This window comes from Parabacteroides sp. PF5-6, from assembly GCF_029504695.1.
GTDB lineage: Bacteria > Bacteroidota > Bacteroidia > Bacteroidales > Tannerellaceae > QVMG01.
In genome coordinates this window covers 174151-191033 of sequence record NZ_JAQFIN010000006.1, presented here as the reverse complement: position 1 = coordinate 191033, position 16883 = coordinate 174151, and the positions used below count along the sequence as shown (strand labels likewise).

The window sequence follows — 16883 nt, the reverse complement described above, 5'->3', positions numbered from 1 at the left end:
AGAACTGCTTACCGAATTTCAAGTCAATTCAAAACAAAATGTCAAAGAGCAATTGGATTTATTTAATTCAAATTTTTAACGCATCAGTACTAATTCACAATTTTAAAAAGTGTACTGGACATTATTCATCACCTTCGTCAAGATCGGCACCTTCACTATCGGTGGGGGGTATGCGATGTTGCCCCTGATCCAACGGGAAGTGGTGAACAAAGGGTGGATCTCGGAGGAAGACTTTATCGATCTCTTCTCCGTCGCCCAGTCGTTGCCCGGTATCTTCGCGGTGAATATCTCGATCTTCCTGGGTTATAAACTTAAGAAGCTTCCCGGATGCCTGGTCTGTGCACTGGGTACAATCCTGCCTTCGTTCCTGATTATCCTGACGATCGCGCTCTTCTTTACCCAGGTGGCCGACAACGAATGGGTCGTCAAGGCATTCAAAGGCATACGCCCGGTAGTGGTCGCCTTGATTGCCGTGCCGGTACTCACAACAGCCCGCACCCTAAAGCTCAAAGGTTGGGTAATCGTCATCCCTATCGTCGCCGCCCTATTGATCTGGCTCGTCGGCCTATCGCCGATCTGGATCATCTTGGCCGCCATTGCCGGAGGAATGGCCTATACCTTTATTATAAAAGAAGCTATAAGTAAAAAGTAATATCTTCCATTCGTAATTCGTAATTTTTAATTCTTAATTGAAAATGATTTGGTTAAAGCTTTTCTACGTCTACTTAAAGATCGGCCTGTTCGGGTTCGGGGGAGGCTATGCCATGCTTTCACTGATACAAGACGAGGTAGTCGACAAATACGGCTGGATCAGCTCACAGGAGTTCACCGATATCGTCGCCATCTCCCAAATGACACCGGGTCCGATCGGCATCAATAGCGCCACCTATATCGGCTATACCGCCATCCACAACGCCGGTTATTCCGCACCTTACAGCATCCTGGGCTCGGCACTGGCCACCTTCGCCGTTTGCCTTCCCTCTTTCATCCTGGTACTGATCGTTTCCTATTACTTTGTGCGGGTGAAGAACAACAAATATATCGAAGCCGCCTTTACCGGCCTGCGCCCGGCAACTGTCGGACTGATCGCTGCCGCCGCCCTGACACTGATGAACACAGAGAACTTTATCGACTACAAAAGCTTCCTCCTCTTTGCCGCCGCCTTCCTGTTGACCTGGAAAGTGAAGCTGCATCCGATCCTGATGATCATCATCGCCGGTGCGGCCGGCATCCTGCTCTACGCATAAATTGGCGCCACCATACGCCAAAAGGCGTTCGTACACAATTATTTATTATATTTACCGCCGGGAACATAGTGTGCCCTGTCGAAGAAACCATCTATCTTGTATCCGCCATGAAAGATTTCAAGTTGCCTATTACCATTCTCCGCGTAGCCATCGGCTGGCATTTCTTATATGAAGGACTTATCAAGCTGTTCGGCGACAACTGGACGGCCGAGGGTTTCCTGAGTAGCTCCACCGGATTCCTGGCCGACGTTTACCATTGGCTGGCGGCCTCGCCCGCGCGTATGATGGTGGTCGACTTCCTGAATATCTGGGGACTGATCCTGATCGGACTGGCTTTGTTCGTCGGGTTGTTCGACAAATGGGCGTCTTTCTTCGGTGCCCTCTTATTGACTTTATACTATTTCACCTATCCTCCCTTCGGCATCTCCCTGTTGGGAAGCGACGGCACGACGTTTATCATCAATGAATTGTTTATCGAAGCGGTGGTTCTTCTCTTCCTTTTCTCCTGCCGGGAAAGGGGGTATGGACTGGAAGGGTTGTGGCAAATCTGGAAAGAGAAAAGGAGACCGGTTCGCTCACGAACCTATCCTATCTCGACTGATTCACGCCGGGAAGCGCTGAAGAACATGGCGACACTGCCTCTTCTGGGCGTCTTCGGATGGAGTGCCTACGAGAGTAATAAGCGATATGCCTTGGATGGCATGACGAGTGCGACAGTACAGGTCAACCAACAATTACTCAGTGAGCTCAAAGGGGAACTGCCTATGGGCAAGATAGGCAACCACCAACTGAGCCGCCTCATCATGGGTGGTAACCTGATCGGCGGTTGGGCGCATGCCCGCGACCTATTGTATGCCGGCCCGCTTTTCAAGGCGTATAATACGGAGAAGAAGGTATTCGAAACCTTGATGTTGTGCGAACAGGCAGGCATTAATTCGATCAATATCGGTTTCCCGACGATCTCGACGATGGTGAAATACAAAAAGCTGACCGGCAGCAAGATCAAAGTGATCGCCCAGGTCGGTATCAAAGAAGAGAGTAAAGATATATACGAAGATGTTTCGGTGGCGATAGACAGTGGGATGGATATCATTCAGTTGCAAGGCAACTGGTGCGACTGGCTGGTGCGCGACAAACGATTGGACGTGATCGAAAAGATGATGGACCGCATACGCAGCCAGGGTTATACCGCCGGCATGGGCGCACATACGGTCGATTCCTTTATCCTCTGTGAAGAGAATGGCATCATCCCCGACTATTACATGAAGACGATGCACCACGACAACTACTGGTCGGCTCACCCGCGTGAGAACCGCGTGGCCTTCGAGGTCGATGGAAAACTGCATGCCGACCATAACCGCTTCCATGATAATTGCTTCTGCCCTTTCCCCGACCGTACGGTCGATTTTGTGAATCGTGCCCAAGTGCCCGTTGTCGGATTCAAAGTCCTCGCCGCCGGAGCTATCCCTCCGGAGGACGGCTTCAACTGGGCTTTCGAGAATGGCGCCGACTTTATCTGTGTCGGTATGTTCGATTTCCAGGTCGTCTCCGATGTCAATATCTGCATCGACACGCTCAACAACCTGAAGAACCGCCAGCGACAGTGGTATGGATGATCTAAAAAAGATTATTTTTGCAGAAACTTAAACGCATACAAAAGAACATGATGAACTACCAACAAATCTTATCCGAAATCCACGAGGAGATAAAACCTTATATGCATCTGGGGAAAGTGGCCGACTATATCCCGGCTTTGGAACGCGTCAACCCCGACCAATTCGGTATTTGCATCACCACTACGGAAGGTGAATCGTTTATGCTGGGCGATGCCACTACGGCTTTTTCGATACAGAGTATCACGAAGGTGTTCTCTCTGGCGCTCTGCCTGAATATTGTAGGGAATGATCTGTGGAACAGGGTCGGCAAGGAGCCCTCGGGCACGGCGTTCAACTCACTGATCCAGCTGGAAGTGGAGAAAGGTATCCCCCGCAATCCGTTTATCAATGCCGGTGCCCTGGTGCTTGCTGATTTGTTACTCACGCACCTGCCTTCCGCCGAAGCGGATTATCTCGCTTATATCCGTTCGGTCAGCAATAACCATACATTGGATTACAACCGGGAAGTGGCCTTGTCGGAACGGGAGACAGGTTACCTGAATGCCGCGATTGCCAACCTATTAAAACACCATGGCAATCTGGAGAATGATATCGAACGGGTGCTTCATTTTTATTTTCTGCAGTGCTCCATCGAGATGAGCTGCCGCGACCTGTCGGAAGCCTTTTTGCCTTTTGCCAATCACAAGTACGCATTCTCACCCGGCGATGTGAATCTGACTACCTCACAAGTCAAGCGAATCAATGCCATCATGCAGACCTGCGGCTTCTACGATGAGGCGGGCGAATTCTCCTACCGTGTCGGACTGCCCGGCAAAAGTGGTGTCGGCGGAGGCATAGCCGCCGTTTACCCGGGCCGCTACTCCGTTGCCGTATGGAGCCCAAGATTAAACGCCAAAGGCAATTCCATTATGGGAATGAGAGCCCTGGAGTCATTGACCACCCGGACAGAGGAATCGATCTTCTAACGGTTCTTTCAGGTAATAATCAGCTCTATCCCTTGCTCTTCAATCTTTTTGATCATCGAAGGGGGGATGCCGGAATCGGTGATGATCACATCGATCTTGTCGATATCGCAGATCTTGCCGAAGCCTTTCCGCCCGAATTTGGAAGAATCGGCCAATACAATGGTTTTAGATACGACGTCCATCATGGACTTATTCAGTTCCGCCTCTTCAATATTAGAGGTGGTGACCCCAAAATCCATATCGATGCCGTCTACGCCCAGAAATAGTTTCGAACAGGTAATGCCTTTGAGAAAGCTCTGTGTATAACTGCCGATCACCGAGGCCGACTTCTTCCGGTAAGTTCCGCCTAATTGGATCAGGTGTATCGGCTCTTTCTGGCTCAGGATAGTCAGCGCCATAACTGAGGCGGACACGACAGTGAGTCCTTCGACCGGCTCGATCTGTTCGGCGAACATACAAATGGTAGAGCCCGAATTGATGATAATGGAATCATTCTTTTCGATCAATTTGGCTGCCGCCTGACCTATCCTGCGTTTTTCTTCGGGTTTGATTTTTTCTTTTTCGGTTACGTTCCGATCGCCGGCATGCGGGTTGGCCGGACTGGCACTGCCATGTGTGCGATAGAGCAGCCCTTTTTCTTCAAGGATTTTCAAGTCTTTCCGTATGGTAACCGACGTTACGTCCAGTTGCTTCGCCAAATCCAATACTTTCACATAGCCATCTTTCTGAAGCGCATCCAATATATATTTATGTCTCTCGGCAATACTGATCATATCGTTTATGTTTTTACCCTGCAAATATAGGTATTTATCAACAGGAAGCAAAGGTGGGTTGAGGGATTAGGGTGTAAAAAGGAAAGAAAACGAAAGTAATCAGGCGGATTTAATCCTATTTATTTGTTTTGTATTGTTTTTGATCTATATTTGCAGGGGATAAGAAAGCATACGAAATCCAATGTCTTTCTTTTATTTGTGTATAAATTCTAATCTACTTCGTATGGGAACAAAGTATAGTCTATTTATTTCTGCTCTGTTTATCTCTTTATTTCTTTGTTTTATCGCTGGATGCGGGGATGGAGGGACAGGAAAAAAACCTGTGGTTCAAGGCAAGACTGCGCTTCAGAAACATTTCGGATATACCGGAAGTCAGGACATCCTGGTCAGCGGACACCGGGGAAGTAATGGGGATCTATTGCCCGAGAATTGCCTGGAGACCTTTCAGCAGATCGCTGCCGAGATGCCGGTCTTTTATGAGATAGATCCGCGGTTGACCAAAGACAGTGTGGTGGTCTTATTGCACGACGAGACATTAGACCGGACCACCAATGGCAATGGTAAGCTCGCGGACTACACCTGGGAGCAGCTACAGTCCATCCGCTTGAGGGACTTCAAAGGGGAGTTAACCACCTATAAGATACCGAAATTGGAAGACGTGATCCGATGGAGCAAAGGGAAAGTTGTATTGAACCTGGACAAAAAGGATGTGCCGATGGAGATGATCGCGGACATCATCCGGCAATGTGATGCGGAAGAGTCTATCATGCTGACGGTGCATACCGGCGCTCAGGCCAGGTATTACTACGACCGGTTTCCCCGGATTATGCTTTCCGCCTTTGTGCGTAACGAGAAAGAATTCGAAGATATGGCCATCTCGGGTGTGCCCTGGGCGAATATGATTGCCTATGTGGGTTATACGATAGACGAGAAGAACAAGGCGATTGTAGAACGGCTACACCAGAGGAATGTCAAGTGTATGATTTCAGTTGCCCCGACCCACGACCGCTTGCCCGCGGCGGAAGACAGGGCCGCCGCCTACCGGTTAGAGATCGAGAAGAAGCCGGATATTATAGAATCTGATTTCCCACTCGAAGTGTGGACTGCGTTAAAAGGCAAATAAACGAAACGTATCTTATCTTCAAAACAAAACGAAATGACAAAGATTGAAAACGCGCTCCAATCGGCGAACGATACCCAAGCGCTTGTTCTCGGATGGAATACATTAGAACAAGCCGGCGTACTGTTTAAGGAACAGTTCCCGGGCAAAGAGGCTGTTGTTATCGCCGACCGGACGACTTATGCCGTAGCCGGAGAGAAGGTGTATGCGAACCTGAAAAAGGAAGGGATAAAGCAGCAACCGTCCTTTGTCTTTCAGGCGGAAGATCTTTATGCGGAATACACTTACGTAGAAGAACTGGTTGCTTCCCTGCAACAGCACGACGCCATTCCGGTGGCCGTAGGTTCGGGCACGATAAACGACCTGAGTAAACTGGCGTCGCATCTGGTCGGCAGACCGTATATGTGCGTCGCTACTGCCGCGTCTATGGATGGTTACACCGCATTCGGGGCATCCATTACAGCCCAGGGAGCGAAGCAGACTTTCAATTGTCCGGCACCCCGGGCTTGTCTGGCGGATATTGAAACGATCAGTAACGCGCCCCGTGAAATGACCTCTTCGGGTTATGCGGATTTGTTCGCCAAGATCACGGCGGGGGCAGACTGGATCGTAGCCGACAAGCTTGGGATTGAAGCGATAGACCGGCAGGCATGGACTATTGTTCAGGACGGATTGCATGATGCATTAGCCGATCCTCAGGGCGTACGAAGCGGAGAGAGAGAAGCGATTACCGCCTTGACGGAAGGCCTTATGCTTGGTGGATTCGCCATGCAATGGTTGCAATCCAGTCGCCCGGCATCAGGTGCTGAGCATCAGTTTAGTCACCTTTGGAATATGGAACACCACCTGAACCAGGGGGAACCCGTATCGCATGGCTTTCAGGTTGCTATCGGGACGTTGTCGGTCCTTGCCCTGTACGAAGAGTTTTTGAAAACTCCCGTTGCGGAGCTCGATATAGAAGCCTGTTGTGCCGCCTGGCCAACCGCAGAACAACAACGAGACAAAGCGATTGAGTTGTTCAGGAACACCGACTTCCCGGAGATCGGAGCGCAGGAGAGCCTGGCCAAACACATAGACAATACAGCGCTTGCCCGCCAATTACAATGCTTGAAGGCTTCCTGGCCGGAACTAAAAGAGGCGTTGGCCCGACAGCTGATTCCGTTTACAGAAGCAAAATGGCGCCTCGAACTGGTCGGTGCGCCTACCTATCCGGAACAGATCGGCATCTCCCGACACTACCTCAAAGAGACATTTATCCGGGCACAATACATTCGCAGACGTTTCACACTGCTCGACATTGCCGTGCGCACGGGTTATCTCGACACCTGGCTTGATCGTCTTTTTGGTAAAGGAGGGATCTGGGAAATAAGTCATTGATATGGAAACGAAAGAAAAGCAACATCGCCTTATGGTCTCGGACGAGGGGGTCTATTATGACCTGATGGAGATTGCCGGTCCTTCGGAACTATACGAAAGACTGCGAGGCATCAAACATATTGCCCTCGATATGGATGGTACCTTATACAAAGGCGGCACGCTTTTCCCTTTCACCATTCCTTTCCTGCATCGATTGAAACAGATGGGCGTACATTATTCCTTCCTGACCAACAACCCCTCGAAAAGTACGGACGACTACCTCAAACACCTACATAAGATGGGGATCAATGCCACACGCGACGAGATGTACACCTCCGCCCAGGCGACGATCGACTATATACGCATCAATTATCCCGGCATGAAACGGCTCTTTATCCTGGGCACACCCAGCATGATCAGCGAGTTTGAACAGGCAGGATTTGTGTCGACCGCCGACGATGCCCGGGACAAGCCGGATGGGGTAGTGGTCGGATTCGATATGTCGCTGGTATATGCCAGGCTTTGTCGGGCGACCTGGTGGGTGCAGAACGGTTTGCCTTATATCGCGACGAACCCCGATTATGTTTGCCCTTCCGACCAGCCGCTTATTCTGGTTGACTGTGGAGCCATTTGCCATTGCATCGAAAAGGCAGTCGGACGCAAGCCGGATGTGGTGATCGGCAAGCCGGATGCCCGGATGCTGGAGGGCATCTTATGCCGGCATGGGATCAAGGCATCCGAAGTGGCGATGGTGGGCGACCGGTTATATACCGATATTCAATTAGCCAAAAACGCCAATGCCCTGGGCGTATTGGTATTGACCGGCGAAGCGACACCCGAAGATATCCGGGCGGGAACCACTTATCCCGACCTGTCTATCCGCGACTTATCCGTGCTGGGCGCACTATTCGAACAGGCTAAAAGATAATATGTACCTAAATATCTGATACGAACATGATGAATAACACACAAAACACCTCTGTATTTGATACAATCGGACTGCCCCGCCACCTGACATGGGCCTACCTGGGCGTCCTTATCTTTATGATGGGCGACGGCATAGAGCAAGGCTGGCTGAGTCCTTACCTGATTGAGCGCGGCCTGAATATGCAGGAGTCGGCTTTCTTGTTTACGACCTACGGGATCACGATTGCCCTCTCCGCCTGGTTTTCGGGCGTACTGGCGGAAGTCTATGGCGTCAGACGGACGATGACGGTGGGCCTGGTCTTGTATCTGGCGGGCACGGTTGGCTTTGTCGGGCTTTCCCTTCCGGAGCTCAATTATCCGGCGATGTTATGCACCTATGCTTTAAGAGGCTTTGGTTATCCTTTGTTTGCCTATTCTTTTCTGGTCTGGATCACGTATACCACACCGCAAAACCGGTTGGGCAGGGCTGTCGGCTGGTTCTGGTTTGTGTTCACCGGCGGCTTGAACGTACTGGGTGCGTATTACTCCAGTTGGTCCATCGAGCGGTTCGGCCATCTGAATACCCTTTGGTCGTCTGTGTTCTGGGCGTTATTGGGGGCGTTCTTCACTTTGATCATAAACAAACCGAAAAAAGAAGAGAAGAAAACAGCCACTGTGCAGGAGAAGATGGGGGAATTACTCAAAGGCATCACAATCATGAAAAAAGAGCCGAAGGTTCTATTGGGCGGCATCGTGCGGGTGATCAACACAACGGCACAGTTTGCTTTTCCGGTCTTCCTGCCTTTGTATATGTATGAATACGGCTTTACCACCACGCAGTGGCTGCAGATATGGGGAACGATATTCAGTGCGAATATCGTCTTTAATCTTATTTTTGGCTTTGTCGGCGACCGCCTCGGCTGGCGCAATACGATTATGTGGTTTGGGGGCGTCGGTTGTGGAGTGACTACATTGTTGTTCTATTACTCGCCGCAGATCGCGATGGGCAACTATTGGTTTGTCATGGGAGCCGGTGTGTTGTGGGGCGCTTTACTGGCCGGTTATGTACCGTTGTCCGCTTTGGTCCCTTCGTTGGTGAAGACCGACAAAGGCGCAGCGATCTCCGTATTGAATCTGGGTGCCGGACTCCCTGTTTTTGTCGGGCCGGCCATCGTTGGACTCTTCTTCGGACTGATCGGCAGCCAGGGCGTGATCTGGATCCTGGCCGGGCTTTATTTCGTCGGAGCTTTCCTCACGAAGTTCATTACCTTGGATAACAATGCGAAAACCGTAAGCGAAGTGGAATAAGGACAAAGAAGATAAGCTTGCCAACCCTTTGCCATGCCGTTGGCAAACTTTTGCCACCGCACTGGCAAACTTTTGCCAAGCCGAAGACAAACCTTTGCCACCTTCATGGCAAACCTTTGCCTTCCCATGGCAAAACTGTGTCAATTCAAATCTTCAGCTCTATCCGTCGGAGGCGCGGTAAGCTGTGTATTGCTGTGAGATAATTTCCGCCACTTCATCCCGAAACCATCGGGGAGATAAGACTTCGACCTCTGCCCCATGCGAGAGCAACTCTTGCTGGAAATCAAAGCTTGGTTTGATACGGTAGCTGAATATCGTGTAATCGGGCGTATTCACCTCTTCTTTCTGCGAATGGTGCAAAGGTAAAGCTCGGATATAACGATCCTGCACACTATATACCTTGATCCGAACCTCCTCTGTCGGGTGTTCTTCTCCGGCAACAATACCAAAGCAATCGGCGAAATAGGCTTCTCCGTCAAAGTCCTTGGGTAACTGGAACTTATTCTCGCTCGTATGGATCTGTTTGATCCGATCTAAGGCATAAATAAAGATATTGTTTTTATATGGACTGTATCCGATAACATACCAGCGCTGTTTGAACACCTTGATGCAGTACGGATGAATCTCAAAGGTATTAGGGCTCTCCCGCCAAAAACTCTGATACGTTATTTCGATGGACAGGTTATCCCGCATCGCTTCGAGAATAGGCGTCAAATACATTTGCCCGGAGGGTATCTTCTCAAACAGAATCCGCTGTTTGAGTTTATGGCTCTCGTTTATCAGGTTGTTGATGGCAAAGGTATTTAACAGCCAGCTCCTGACACCTCCCCGCTCCATATCATCCATGTTCTCGATATAATACTTATACCCGTTTCGTTTATCACATTCAATATTGATATCAAACATCTGCTCGATCGCCTGCCGATGGTTGTGGAACGTGCGCAAAGGCAAATCTTCACCCTCCAGGTTTAGCGATGACCTTTGCCAGTACGCATTGATTTCTTCAAACGTAATTTCCCCTCTCCGATAAATAAGATCAACCAACCAAACATAGCGATTGAAGAGGTTGGAGGTGGTGTCTTTCGATGTTTTTCTACTTTTCATGACAGTTAATGATATAGACAACAAAGATATAAGCGCCTTATGCTATAAAATATCTGTTCTTAAAACAACTTCTTATACTTGTCGAAAAGATTGAAATATATCTTCATATTTTCCAACTCATTCCAGTCGCAAATATTTGCTGGATTATGGTCGATATTATAAACAACCGCATTCTCTAAAGAAAGAAGAAAAGGGGAATGTGTAGCAATGATAAACTGGCACCCAAACAAATAAGCATAATCTCTTACCATAGTAGCCAATCTCATTTGAAATTTAGGGTCCATAGAATTCTCGGGTTCATCAAGCAAATAAAGATTATCGGGCTCTAACATATTTTCAAAATAACGAAGTGCTGTTTCTCCATTGGAGAATTGTTCCTCTTTTGTATAAAAATCCCTCATTTCTTTTTGTACATCAGTACTATTAGAAAGAAGAAAACGTTCCTTAGGAGTCATTTCTTCAGGGTTGAAAAAACGTTCCAAGAGAGAATGATTTTCGGCCGGATTATCACTCGGTTCATCCGAAAAATAAGGAAGAAGATATTCCTTGCCTTTTACTTTATTATCAATAATAAGACTCTCTTTCCGAAGTTCAACAATCCCTTCCATAATATCTTCACTTTTGATAACACGACTTTCCGAAGGTATCTCCAGTTGCTCTCCTCTACAATTCGTAGCTGTAAGGAAAGAACATTTCTTGACGCAAGCATCAAAATATAGACTACTATTGTTTCCCAAGCTCTTATGACTAATTCCAATTTTTTCAGCAATTACATTCAAGATAGTCGATTTCCCTGAACCATTTGAGCCATAAATAATTGTAATGGGAGAAAAAGACATAAATTCAAGTGATGATTTTTTGAATATCGTATAAGGATAAGGACCATCTCGAAGAGGAAATTTAATACTTTCTAAATATACCATAACTGTTACATTATTATGCAACAAAGATAATAGTATGATACGCTAAACAACGACATAGGGGATAAAGGTTTCTAAAAAAACTGCCCATGTGAGCAGTTTCTTTATGCAACTCTAAGAAATTAAAGGGCTGGTGAATGCCTTCCTTTATTGGCTCCATTGGGATGTCTGTAGCAGGGAGCTCCCGTCATTGAGATTAAGGAAGGATAAAGGGTGCCACAGTACTTACAAGTGTACTTAGTTTTCTCACTTCCTTCATACAATTTATGTTTCCCTTTATTTGCTCCATTAGGATGCCTGTAGCAGGGTGCTCCTGTCAATGATTTCACATTTGAATACTTTTTCCCACAATACTCACAATAAAAATTTGCCATAACACTTCAATTTTAGAGATTTATATAAAGATACTTCCTGCCACAAAGATAAGACCGATTTATGCCAAACTATTGCAGAAGACTAACCTTTTGAACTAAAGATTGTTTTCTTTCGCAATCTCTATAAATTTATTTATTTGCTCTACCATTTCTTGCGCAACTTCTTTCACAAATGCTTTGCGTGTGGACTTATCGCAAAGTCTTTCCATGGCTTTATTGGGTGACATCTTCCAAAAATTCAAATCATGACTGATATCAGGATTTGAATTTGAATAATTAGGCCATCTCCATCCTGCCCAATGTTGATTTGATTTATAATGAGAAGGGGACACCCTCTTTACTATTTGTGATAACGACTCATCACTCCTTGGTTCATCATTCCAGGAGAACCCATAATAGTAGTCATTATCAATTTCCACATAAAACCCGACCTTTCTTGATGTTTCCTTTGATTCATAAACATCAAAACTGAAACCGAAATAACGATGTCTATTTCTCATTTTTTCATAATACTTCCTGACTGACTCTTCAATACCTACACTATCAGACCATTCTATAGGAGATGTAATGCCCATTGATTTTATCTGTTCTATTAACTCCTTCCAAAAATAGGTTTGTATTTCTATCTTTTCTTCAAGAGTTATTACCTCATCCAGCTTTGGCTCTTTCCCTGTTGCTACTTGAAAATCTGAAATCAATGCATCGAATATTTTAGTATCTACAATTTCGTCTCCCAGCTTTTTACCATATAGCTCCTGTTGCATTTCTTCTCCAATATAAAACACATTATCAGCCAAAATTTTATATTTTGCTTCATCAGATTCATCTCTATTCAATGCCTTTTGCAAATAACCGAGTATCTTATTCACCCGTTCTGAACGGGTATGCATATTCAAATAAGATATTTGAAAAATTAGTTTTTCTACTCCAGAAGGCGTTATTTTCCCTTCTTGAACTACTTCATGGAGTTTTGAAAAGAATTCTTTATAAATCTTCAGTTTTTCTTCAAATACCTTGACGTCTTTATCTTTCTCAGCTTCCTTTTGTGACTGAGTTTTCAACAACTCATTTTGTGTTCCAGCTTGTTTCTCCAACAAAATGGCAGTAACAAGCACAGTCATCAAAACACCAATGAATGCACTAATGATAGCCACAATTCCACTACTTGTAAACACCGTAGGAATTTGTATTTCGGAAAACAGCAATAAGACAAAGCAAATCACAGAAACAAGAATCATAGCCCCCACCCAATAAGGTAAGTTCTTTCTATTAAACAACCTCATACTTTCCTTAAGCATATGGGGTCCTTTATCTCCTTGAGTTTCTTTTTCTGACTGTTTGCCTAACTGCTCTTTTTGTTTCCCTACCTGTTTAGTCGTTTCGTTTGTTCGCCTATGCATATGTGCCATGATTGCTATTATTTTTCAGATTATTCTTTAAACTTTATTTATTGTATCCAACTAAATCCCAGATTTGTCCATTGCTCTATTAACATCTAACAAATATCGTTTGTTCGCTTTCCCCAATTTCCAAGCATCTTTTTCCCAATAAAAAGAACGTTTGAAGTAGCGAGTGCAGAAGCCGTGCTTGCATGGATTATGCCGAGTCACGCCAAACGACTAATTTTAATGAAGGAAACGACTAAAACATGGCGCTTTCATTCAATTTGTGATTGAATAGTTTGAAATATTCGGGGAAACACTTATTTTTGTTGGGATTTCTTTAGCAGAACTGAATACATGTATTTGAATCGTTTGCAAAAAATTGTAGTTTTACTTTCGTTTCTTCTATTTATAACCGGTTGTAAGACTACTCAAGTGACAATACCGGGGATGCCGGGAAGAGATGCCAAGCATGAATTTCGGGGAGCATGGATCCAGACTGCTTATCAGGGCGAATATCAGACGATGTCGCCCGAAATATTGAAAAAAGATTTCATACGGAAGCTCGATCATCTGCAAGCGTGCGGGATCAATGCTTTGATCTTTCAAGTAAGACCGGAAGCCGATGCATTTTATTATTCGGAGATAGAACCTTGGAGCCGTTTTTATACCGGGGAACAAGGGAAAGCGCCTGAAGGCAATTTCGACCTGATGCAATTTTTGATTGAAGAATGCCATAAACGCGCCATGGAGTTTCATGCCTGGCTTAACCCCTACCGGGTTTGTACCAATCTGAACGCCAAACTCGCCGATAATCATATCTATCATGCCAATCCGGGACGATGTGTTATCTATAACAATCAACTCTTGTTCGATCCGGGCATTCCTCAGAACAGGGAGTTCATTTGTAGTGTAGTGCGCGACATAGTCCTTCGTTACGATGTGGACGCCATTCACATGGACGACTACTTCTATCCTTATCCTGCCGCCCAAGCGCCTTTCCCCGACGAGGAAAGTTTCCGGAGATACGGCCTGGCCAAAGGATATGCGGAAAGCGGACGGGACGATTGGCGGAGAGAGAATGTGAACCAACTGATCCGTGAGCTCAAGCGAACGATCCTGCTGACCAAGCCGTGGGTGCGTTTCGGAATCAGTCCCTTTGGAATTTACCGGAACAAAAAAAGTACGCCGGATCAATCGGGCAGCGAGACAAACGGTTTGCAGAATTACGACGACCTCTACGCCGATATCCTCTTATGGGTCAGGGAAGGCTGGATCGATTACAATATGCCTCAGATATACTGGGAGATTGGGCATCCGGCTGCCGACTATCAGACCTTGATCGGTTGGTGGAACCAATATGCTGCCGGCCGGCCGCTCTATATCGGGCAGGATGTGGCCCGGACCATGAAAGCCGACCAGTTAGCCGAAAAGATGGCGCTGGAGAAACAAGCCAGCCGGGTCGAAGGCCATTGTTTCTGGCCCGCCAATGAGCTGCTGTGGAACAATAAAGGCGTTTCCGACAGCCTGCGGACGAATTATCACCGCTATCCGGCACTGATCCCGCCTTATACGCACCTGCACGACAAAAAGCCGAAAGACGTGAGCCGCCTGAAAAGCGAATGGACACCCGAAGGTTATCTCCTGCATTGGGAAGCCAAACAGAGTCGGACCAATCCGGAGCTTGCCGTCTATTTTGTTGTCTACCGTTTTGGCGCCGGGGAAACCGTCAACTTGAACGATCCCTCCAAAATAGTGGCCGTGACGAGAGAAAAGAAATACTTATTACCTTATAACAGAGGAGAAGAGAAGTATACCTATATAATAACAGCCGTTGATCGCTTTCATAACGAAAGTATCAAAGGAAAAAGAAAAAAAGTAAAACTATAGTCCCGATGATGTTGGACGCGATGAGATGTACGAAATATACCGACTGTGCGTCCTGTGGTTTCTACCAGAGGCATATCTTCAAATATCGCACATTCCCTAAAGGAGTCTTGATTCCCCAGGAACGGGTATTGCAGAATACGATGTACTTCCTGCTCAAAGGCGAAGTACGGGTAAACAGCGAAGAACATCCGGACACCATCTTCCGCGAAGGGCAGTTCATCCTTCAGCCGGTAGGCTCCAAAGTGGAGTTCCACGTATTGGAAGCCGCCGAAGCCATCCTTTATCTCTTCGAACGGCCGCAGAATGTGTGTAACGAACGTTACAGTAAAAGTATGTCGATGGCCTCGGCCGGACATGTCGGACCGGTCGTGATGGACATCTGCAACCCGCTGGAGGTATTCCTGGGAAGTATGCGCGCCTTTCTCGACAGCGACCTGCGCTGCTCGGTTTTCCTGCAATCCAAACAGACGGAACTGCTTTTCCTGTTGAACTGCTATTATCCGATCAAAGACCTGGCTGCCTTCTATTCGACCATCTACCGCTACAGCAAAAGCTTCCAGTACTTCATTTTGCAGAACTATCAGAATGTGAAAGATGTAGAAACCTTTGCCCAGTTGGGCGGGTACAGCGTACCCACCTTCCGCCGGCTATTTAAAGATACCTTTGGTGAACCGGCCTACCAGTGGATGCTCAAACGCAAATGCCAGGATATCCATACCGACCTGTTGACAACCGAACTGTCGATCTCCGACATCTGTTATAAGTACGGCTTCGAATCGCTCTCCAATTTTTCTCATTTCTGCCGCTCCAATTTCGGCCAGTCGCCCCGGGCTATCCGGGCTGAGCGGGAAGAAAATCTTTAGTTCCCCGTTTACGATTTAATATTTACAACTTATTGAACAGAATACACAATTTCCTCCGAATTCTTTTCTTTTAACTTTGCCCGCGAGTGAATTAATTTGTTGAAATGTTCGATTTTACTGGGGGAAAGCGCTATAAAGTTTCTTTATATGCGCTCGTCATAATAGGTTGTATAACCTGGGGCTGCCTATTGCTTGTCGGATGCAAACGCAAGCCGGTGCCTACCTCTACCCAATTTGGCTATGTCTCGTTTACCGTTCGGTGGGATAGCATAAGCAAACAGGGTATGCCTAACGACGTTTTGCGTTTTTGCTTCTACCCGGCCGATAACGGTCCCATGATACAGACCGATACCGATTCGGGCACACTCAAGATCGCCTTAAGCCCCGGAAAATACGGATTACTGGTCTACAACTACGGGAAAGACAACTTCCAACTGCGCAACAGAACCCATTTCGACGCCATGGAAGTCGCTTTCAAAGAAGGAGAAAACGGACATGCCAAAACACCAACCCTACCGGTCTACGGCATAGTCATCCCGGAATTCGAAGTAAAACCCAATCAGGATATAACCACAACGATCACCCCTACGTTCTTCACCAAAAACGTTTATTTCAAAGTCAATATCCCCCCCAAATACCATAAGCAGATCGTAGATTGTCGGGGCGTACTCTCGGGCGTCTCCCCTTTTCTTTCCATTCCCAATCGCACGATAAAAAGAAATGCGACCACGACCCTGTCCCTGCCTTTCGAGAAGAGCGATTTGGGCTTTGAGAACCAAACCATTCTGCTCGACGGTGCCTACAACGCCAAAGAAGAAAACGTATCACACCAACTGACCCTAAACTTCACCCTGAAGAACGGGCAACATATCACCTCTACGATCGATATGGGATTAGGCCTGCTCAGCATCAACCAACAGAATATACAGGTCCATATCGACGCGCTGGTCAACATGGAAGCTGAGCCTGAAATAAACCTCGTCTGTAAATCCATTGACGCCTGCCCGAACATTCAGTGATTTTATCCGAACATTCGGTGATTAAAATTGTTTTAAAGAT

The 16883-nt window shown here is 46.9% G+C and carries 15 protein-coding genes; 11 read left to right on the top strand and 4 right to left on the bottom strand.

What is annotated here, in order from left to right; all coding sequences use genetic code 11:
• The first annotated feature begins 109 nt into the window (after positions 1-109).
• From M2133_RS09690 to M2133_RS09675, 4 genes are all read left to right on the top strand, one after another.
• Positions 110-652, top strand: coding sequence for a chromate transporter (locus tag M2133_RS09690; RefSeq protein WP_277465918.1), 543 nt, complete (start codon positions 110-112; stop codon positions 650-652).
• Positions 653-695: 43 nt separating this feature from the next.
• A complete protein-coding gene (locus tag M2133_RS09685; RefSeq protein ID WP_277465917.1) occupies positions 696-1247 on the top strand; it encodes a chromate transporter in 552 nt (183 codons plus the stop codon).
• A gap of 107 nt (positions 1248-1354) precedes the next feature.
• Entirely contained in the window at positions 1355-2863 is a 1509-nt protein-coding gene (locus M2133_RS09680; RefSeq protein ID WP_277465916.1) for a DoxX family protein, read from the top strand.
• Between the two features lie 50 nt (positions 2864-2913).
• Entirely contained in the window at positions 2914-3828 is a 915-nt protein-coding gene (locus M2133_RS09675; protein ID WP_277465928.1) for a glutaminase, read from the top strand.
• Positions 3829-3836: 8 nt separating this feature from the next.
• On the opposite strand, the gene M2133_RS09670 is transcribed toward M2133_RS09675, so the two are convergent.
• Positions 3837-4601 carry a DeoR/GlpR family DNA-binding transcription regulator gene (locus M2133_RS09670; protein ID WP_277465915.1) on the bottom strand — a complete coding sequence of 255 codons (765 nt, stop codon included), beginning with the start codon at positions 4599-4601 and terminating at the stop codon, positions 3837-3839.
• A 322-nt stretch (positions 4602-4923) separates the two neighbouring features.
• Here M2133_RS09670 and M2133_RS09665 point away from each other — a divergent pair, with 322 nt between their 5' ends.
• The 4 genes from M2133_RS09665 to M2133_RS09650 all read left to right on the top strand — a co-directional run bounded on the left by M2133_RS09665 (position 4924) and on the right by M2133_RS09650 (position 9291).
• A complete protein-coding gene (locus M2133_RS09665; RefSeq protein WP_277465914.1) occupies positions 4924-5724 on the top strand; it encodes a glycerophosphodiester phosphodiesterase family protein in 801 nt (266 codons plus the stop codon).
• Positions 5725-5757: 33 nt separating this feature from the next.
• Positions 5758-7098 carry a sn-glycerol-1-phosphate dehydrogenase gene (locus M2133_RS09660; RefSeq protein ID WP_277465913.1) on the top strand — a complete coding sequence of 447 codons (1341 nt, stop codon included), beginning with the start codon at positions 5758-5760 and terminating at the stop codon, positions 7096-7098.
• A 64-nt stretch (positions 7099-7162) separates the two neighbouring features.
• On the top strand, positions 7163-8005 hold the full coding sequence (locus tag M2133_RS09655; RefSeq protein ID WP_277465927.1) for an HAD-IIA family hydrolase: 843 nt from the start codon (positions 7163-7165) through the stop codon (positions 8003-8005).
• A gap of 26 nt (positions 8006-8031) precedes the next feature.
• A complete protein-coding gene (locus tag M2133_RS09650; protein ID WP_277465912.1) occupies positions 8032-9291 on the top strand; it encodes an MFS transporter in 1260 nt (419 codons plus the stop codon).
• A gap of 159 nt (positions 9292-9450) precedes the next feature.
• On the opposite strand, the gene M2133_RS09645 is transcribed toward M2133_RS09650, so the two are convergent.
• The 3 genes from M2133_RS09645 to M2133_RS09635 all read right to left on the bottom strand — a co-directional run bounded on the left by M2133_RS09645 (position 9451) and on the right by M2133_RS09635 (position 13098).
• Positions 9451-10395 carry a WYL domain-containing protein gene (locus tag M2133_RS09645; protein ID WP_277465911.1) on the bottom strand — a complete coding sequence of 315 codons (945 nt, stop codon included), beginning with the start codon at positions 10393-10395 and terminating at the stop codon, positions 9451-9453.
• 59 nt (positions 10396-10454) lie between these two features.
• Positions 10455-11318 (bottom strand): AAA family ATPase, encoded by an 864-nt coding sequence (locus tag M2133_RS09640; RefSeq protein WP_277465910.1) that lies wholly within the window; start codon positions 11316-11318, stop codon positions 10455-10457.
• Between the two features lie 466 nt (positions 11319-11784).
• Positions 11785-13098, bottom strand: coding sequence for a hypothetical protein (locus M2133_RS09635; protein ID WP_277465909.1), 1314 nt, complete (start codon positions 13096-13098; stop codon positions 11785-11787).
• A 330-nt stretch (positions 13099-13428) separates the two neighbouring features.
• Here M2133_RS09635 and M2133_RS09630 point away from each other — a divergent pair, with 330 nt between their 5' ends.
• The 3 genes from M2133_RS09630 to M2133_RS09620 all read left to right on the top strand — a co-directional run bounded on the left by M2133_RS09630 (position 13429) and on the right by M2133_RS09620 (position 16843).
• On the top strand, positions 13429-14961 hold the full coding sequence (locus M2133_RS09630) for a family 10 glycosylhydrolase (RefSeq protein ID WP_277465908.1): 1533 nt from the start codon (positions 13429-13431) through the stop codon (positions 14959-14961).
• An 8-nt stretch (positions 14962-14969) separates the two neighbouring features.
• Positions 14970-15824 (top strand): AraC family transcriptional regulator, encoded by an 855-nt coding sequence (locus tag M2133_RS09625; protein ID WP_346843239.1) that lies wholly within the window; start codon positions 14970-14972, stop codon positions 15822-15824.
• Between the two features lie 104 nt (positions 15825-15928).
• Positions 15929-16843, top strand: coding sequence for a DUF5119 domain-containing protein (locus M2133_RS09620; RefSeq protein ID WP_277465906.1), 915 nt, complete (start codon positions 15929-15931; stop codon positions 16841-16843).
• Positions 16844-16883 lie beyond the last annotated feature (40 nt).

What these genes read in the sequence shown, in the direction of transcription:
- M2133_RS09685 (WP_277465917.1), top strand. Translation starts at nt 696, where the DNA reads ATGATTTGGTTAAAGCTTTTCTACGTCTACTTAAAGATCGGCCTGTTC.
- M2133_RS09680 (WP_277465916.1), top strand. Translation starts at nt 1,355, where the DNA reads ATGAAAGATTTCAAGTTGCCTATTACCATTCTCCGCGTAGCCATCGGC.
- M2133_RS09675 (WP_277465928.1), top strand. Translation starts at nt 2,914, where the DNA reads ATGAACTACCAACAAATCTTATCCGAAATCCACGAGGAGATAAAACCT.
- M2133_RS09670 (WP_277465915.1), bottom strand. Translation starts at nt 4,601, where the DNA reads ATGATCAGTATTGCCGAGAGACATAAATATATATTGGATGCGCTTCAG.
- M2133_RS09660 (WP_277465913.1), top strand. Translation starts at nt 5,758, where the DNA reads ATGACAAAGATTGAAAACGCGCTCCAATCGGCGAACGATACCCAAGCG.
- M2133_RS09655 (WP_277465927.1), top strand. Translation starts at nt 7,163, where the DNA reads ATGGAGATTGCCGGTCCTTCGGAACTATACGAAAGACTGCGAGGCATC.
- M2133_RS09650 (WP_277465912.1), top strand. Translation starts at nt 8,032, where the DNA reads ATGATGAATAACACACAAAACACCTCTGTATTTGATACAATCGGACTG.
- M2133_RS09645 (WP_277465911.1), bottom strand. Translation starts at nt 10,395, where the DNA reads ATGAAAAGTAGAAAAACATCGAAAGACACCACCTCCAACCTCTTCAAT.
- M2133_RS09640 (WP_277465910.1), bottom strand. Translation starts at nt 11,318, where the DNA reads ATGGTATATTTAGAAAGTATTAAATTTCCTCTTCGAGATGGTCCTTAT.
- M2133_RS09635 (WP_277465909.1), bottom strand. Translation starts at nt 13,098, where the DNA reads ATGGCACATATGCATAGGCGAACAAACGAAACGACTAAACAGGTAGGG.
- M2133_RS09630 (WP_277465908.1), top strand. Translation starts at nt 13,429, where the DNA reads ATGTATTTGAATCGTTTGCAAAAAATTGTAGTTTTACTTTCGTTTCTT.
- M2133_RS09625 (WP_346843239.1), top strand. Translation starts at nt 14,970, where the DNA reads ATGTTGGACGCGATGAGATGTACGAAATATACCGACTGTGCGTCCTGT.
- M2133_RS09620 (WP_277465906.1), top strand. Translation starts at nt 15,929, where the DNA reads ATGTTCGATTTTACTGGGGGAAAGCGCTATAAAGTTTCTTTATATGCG.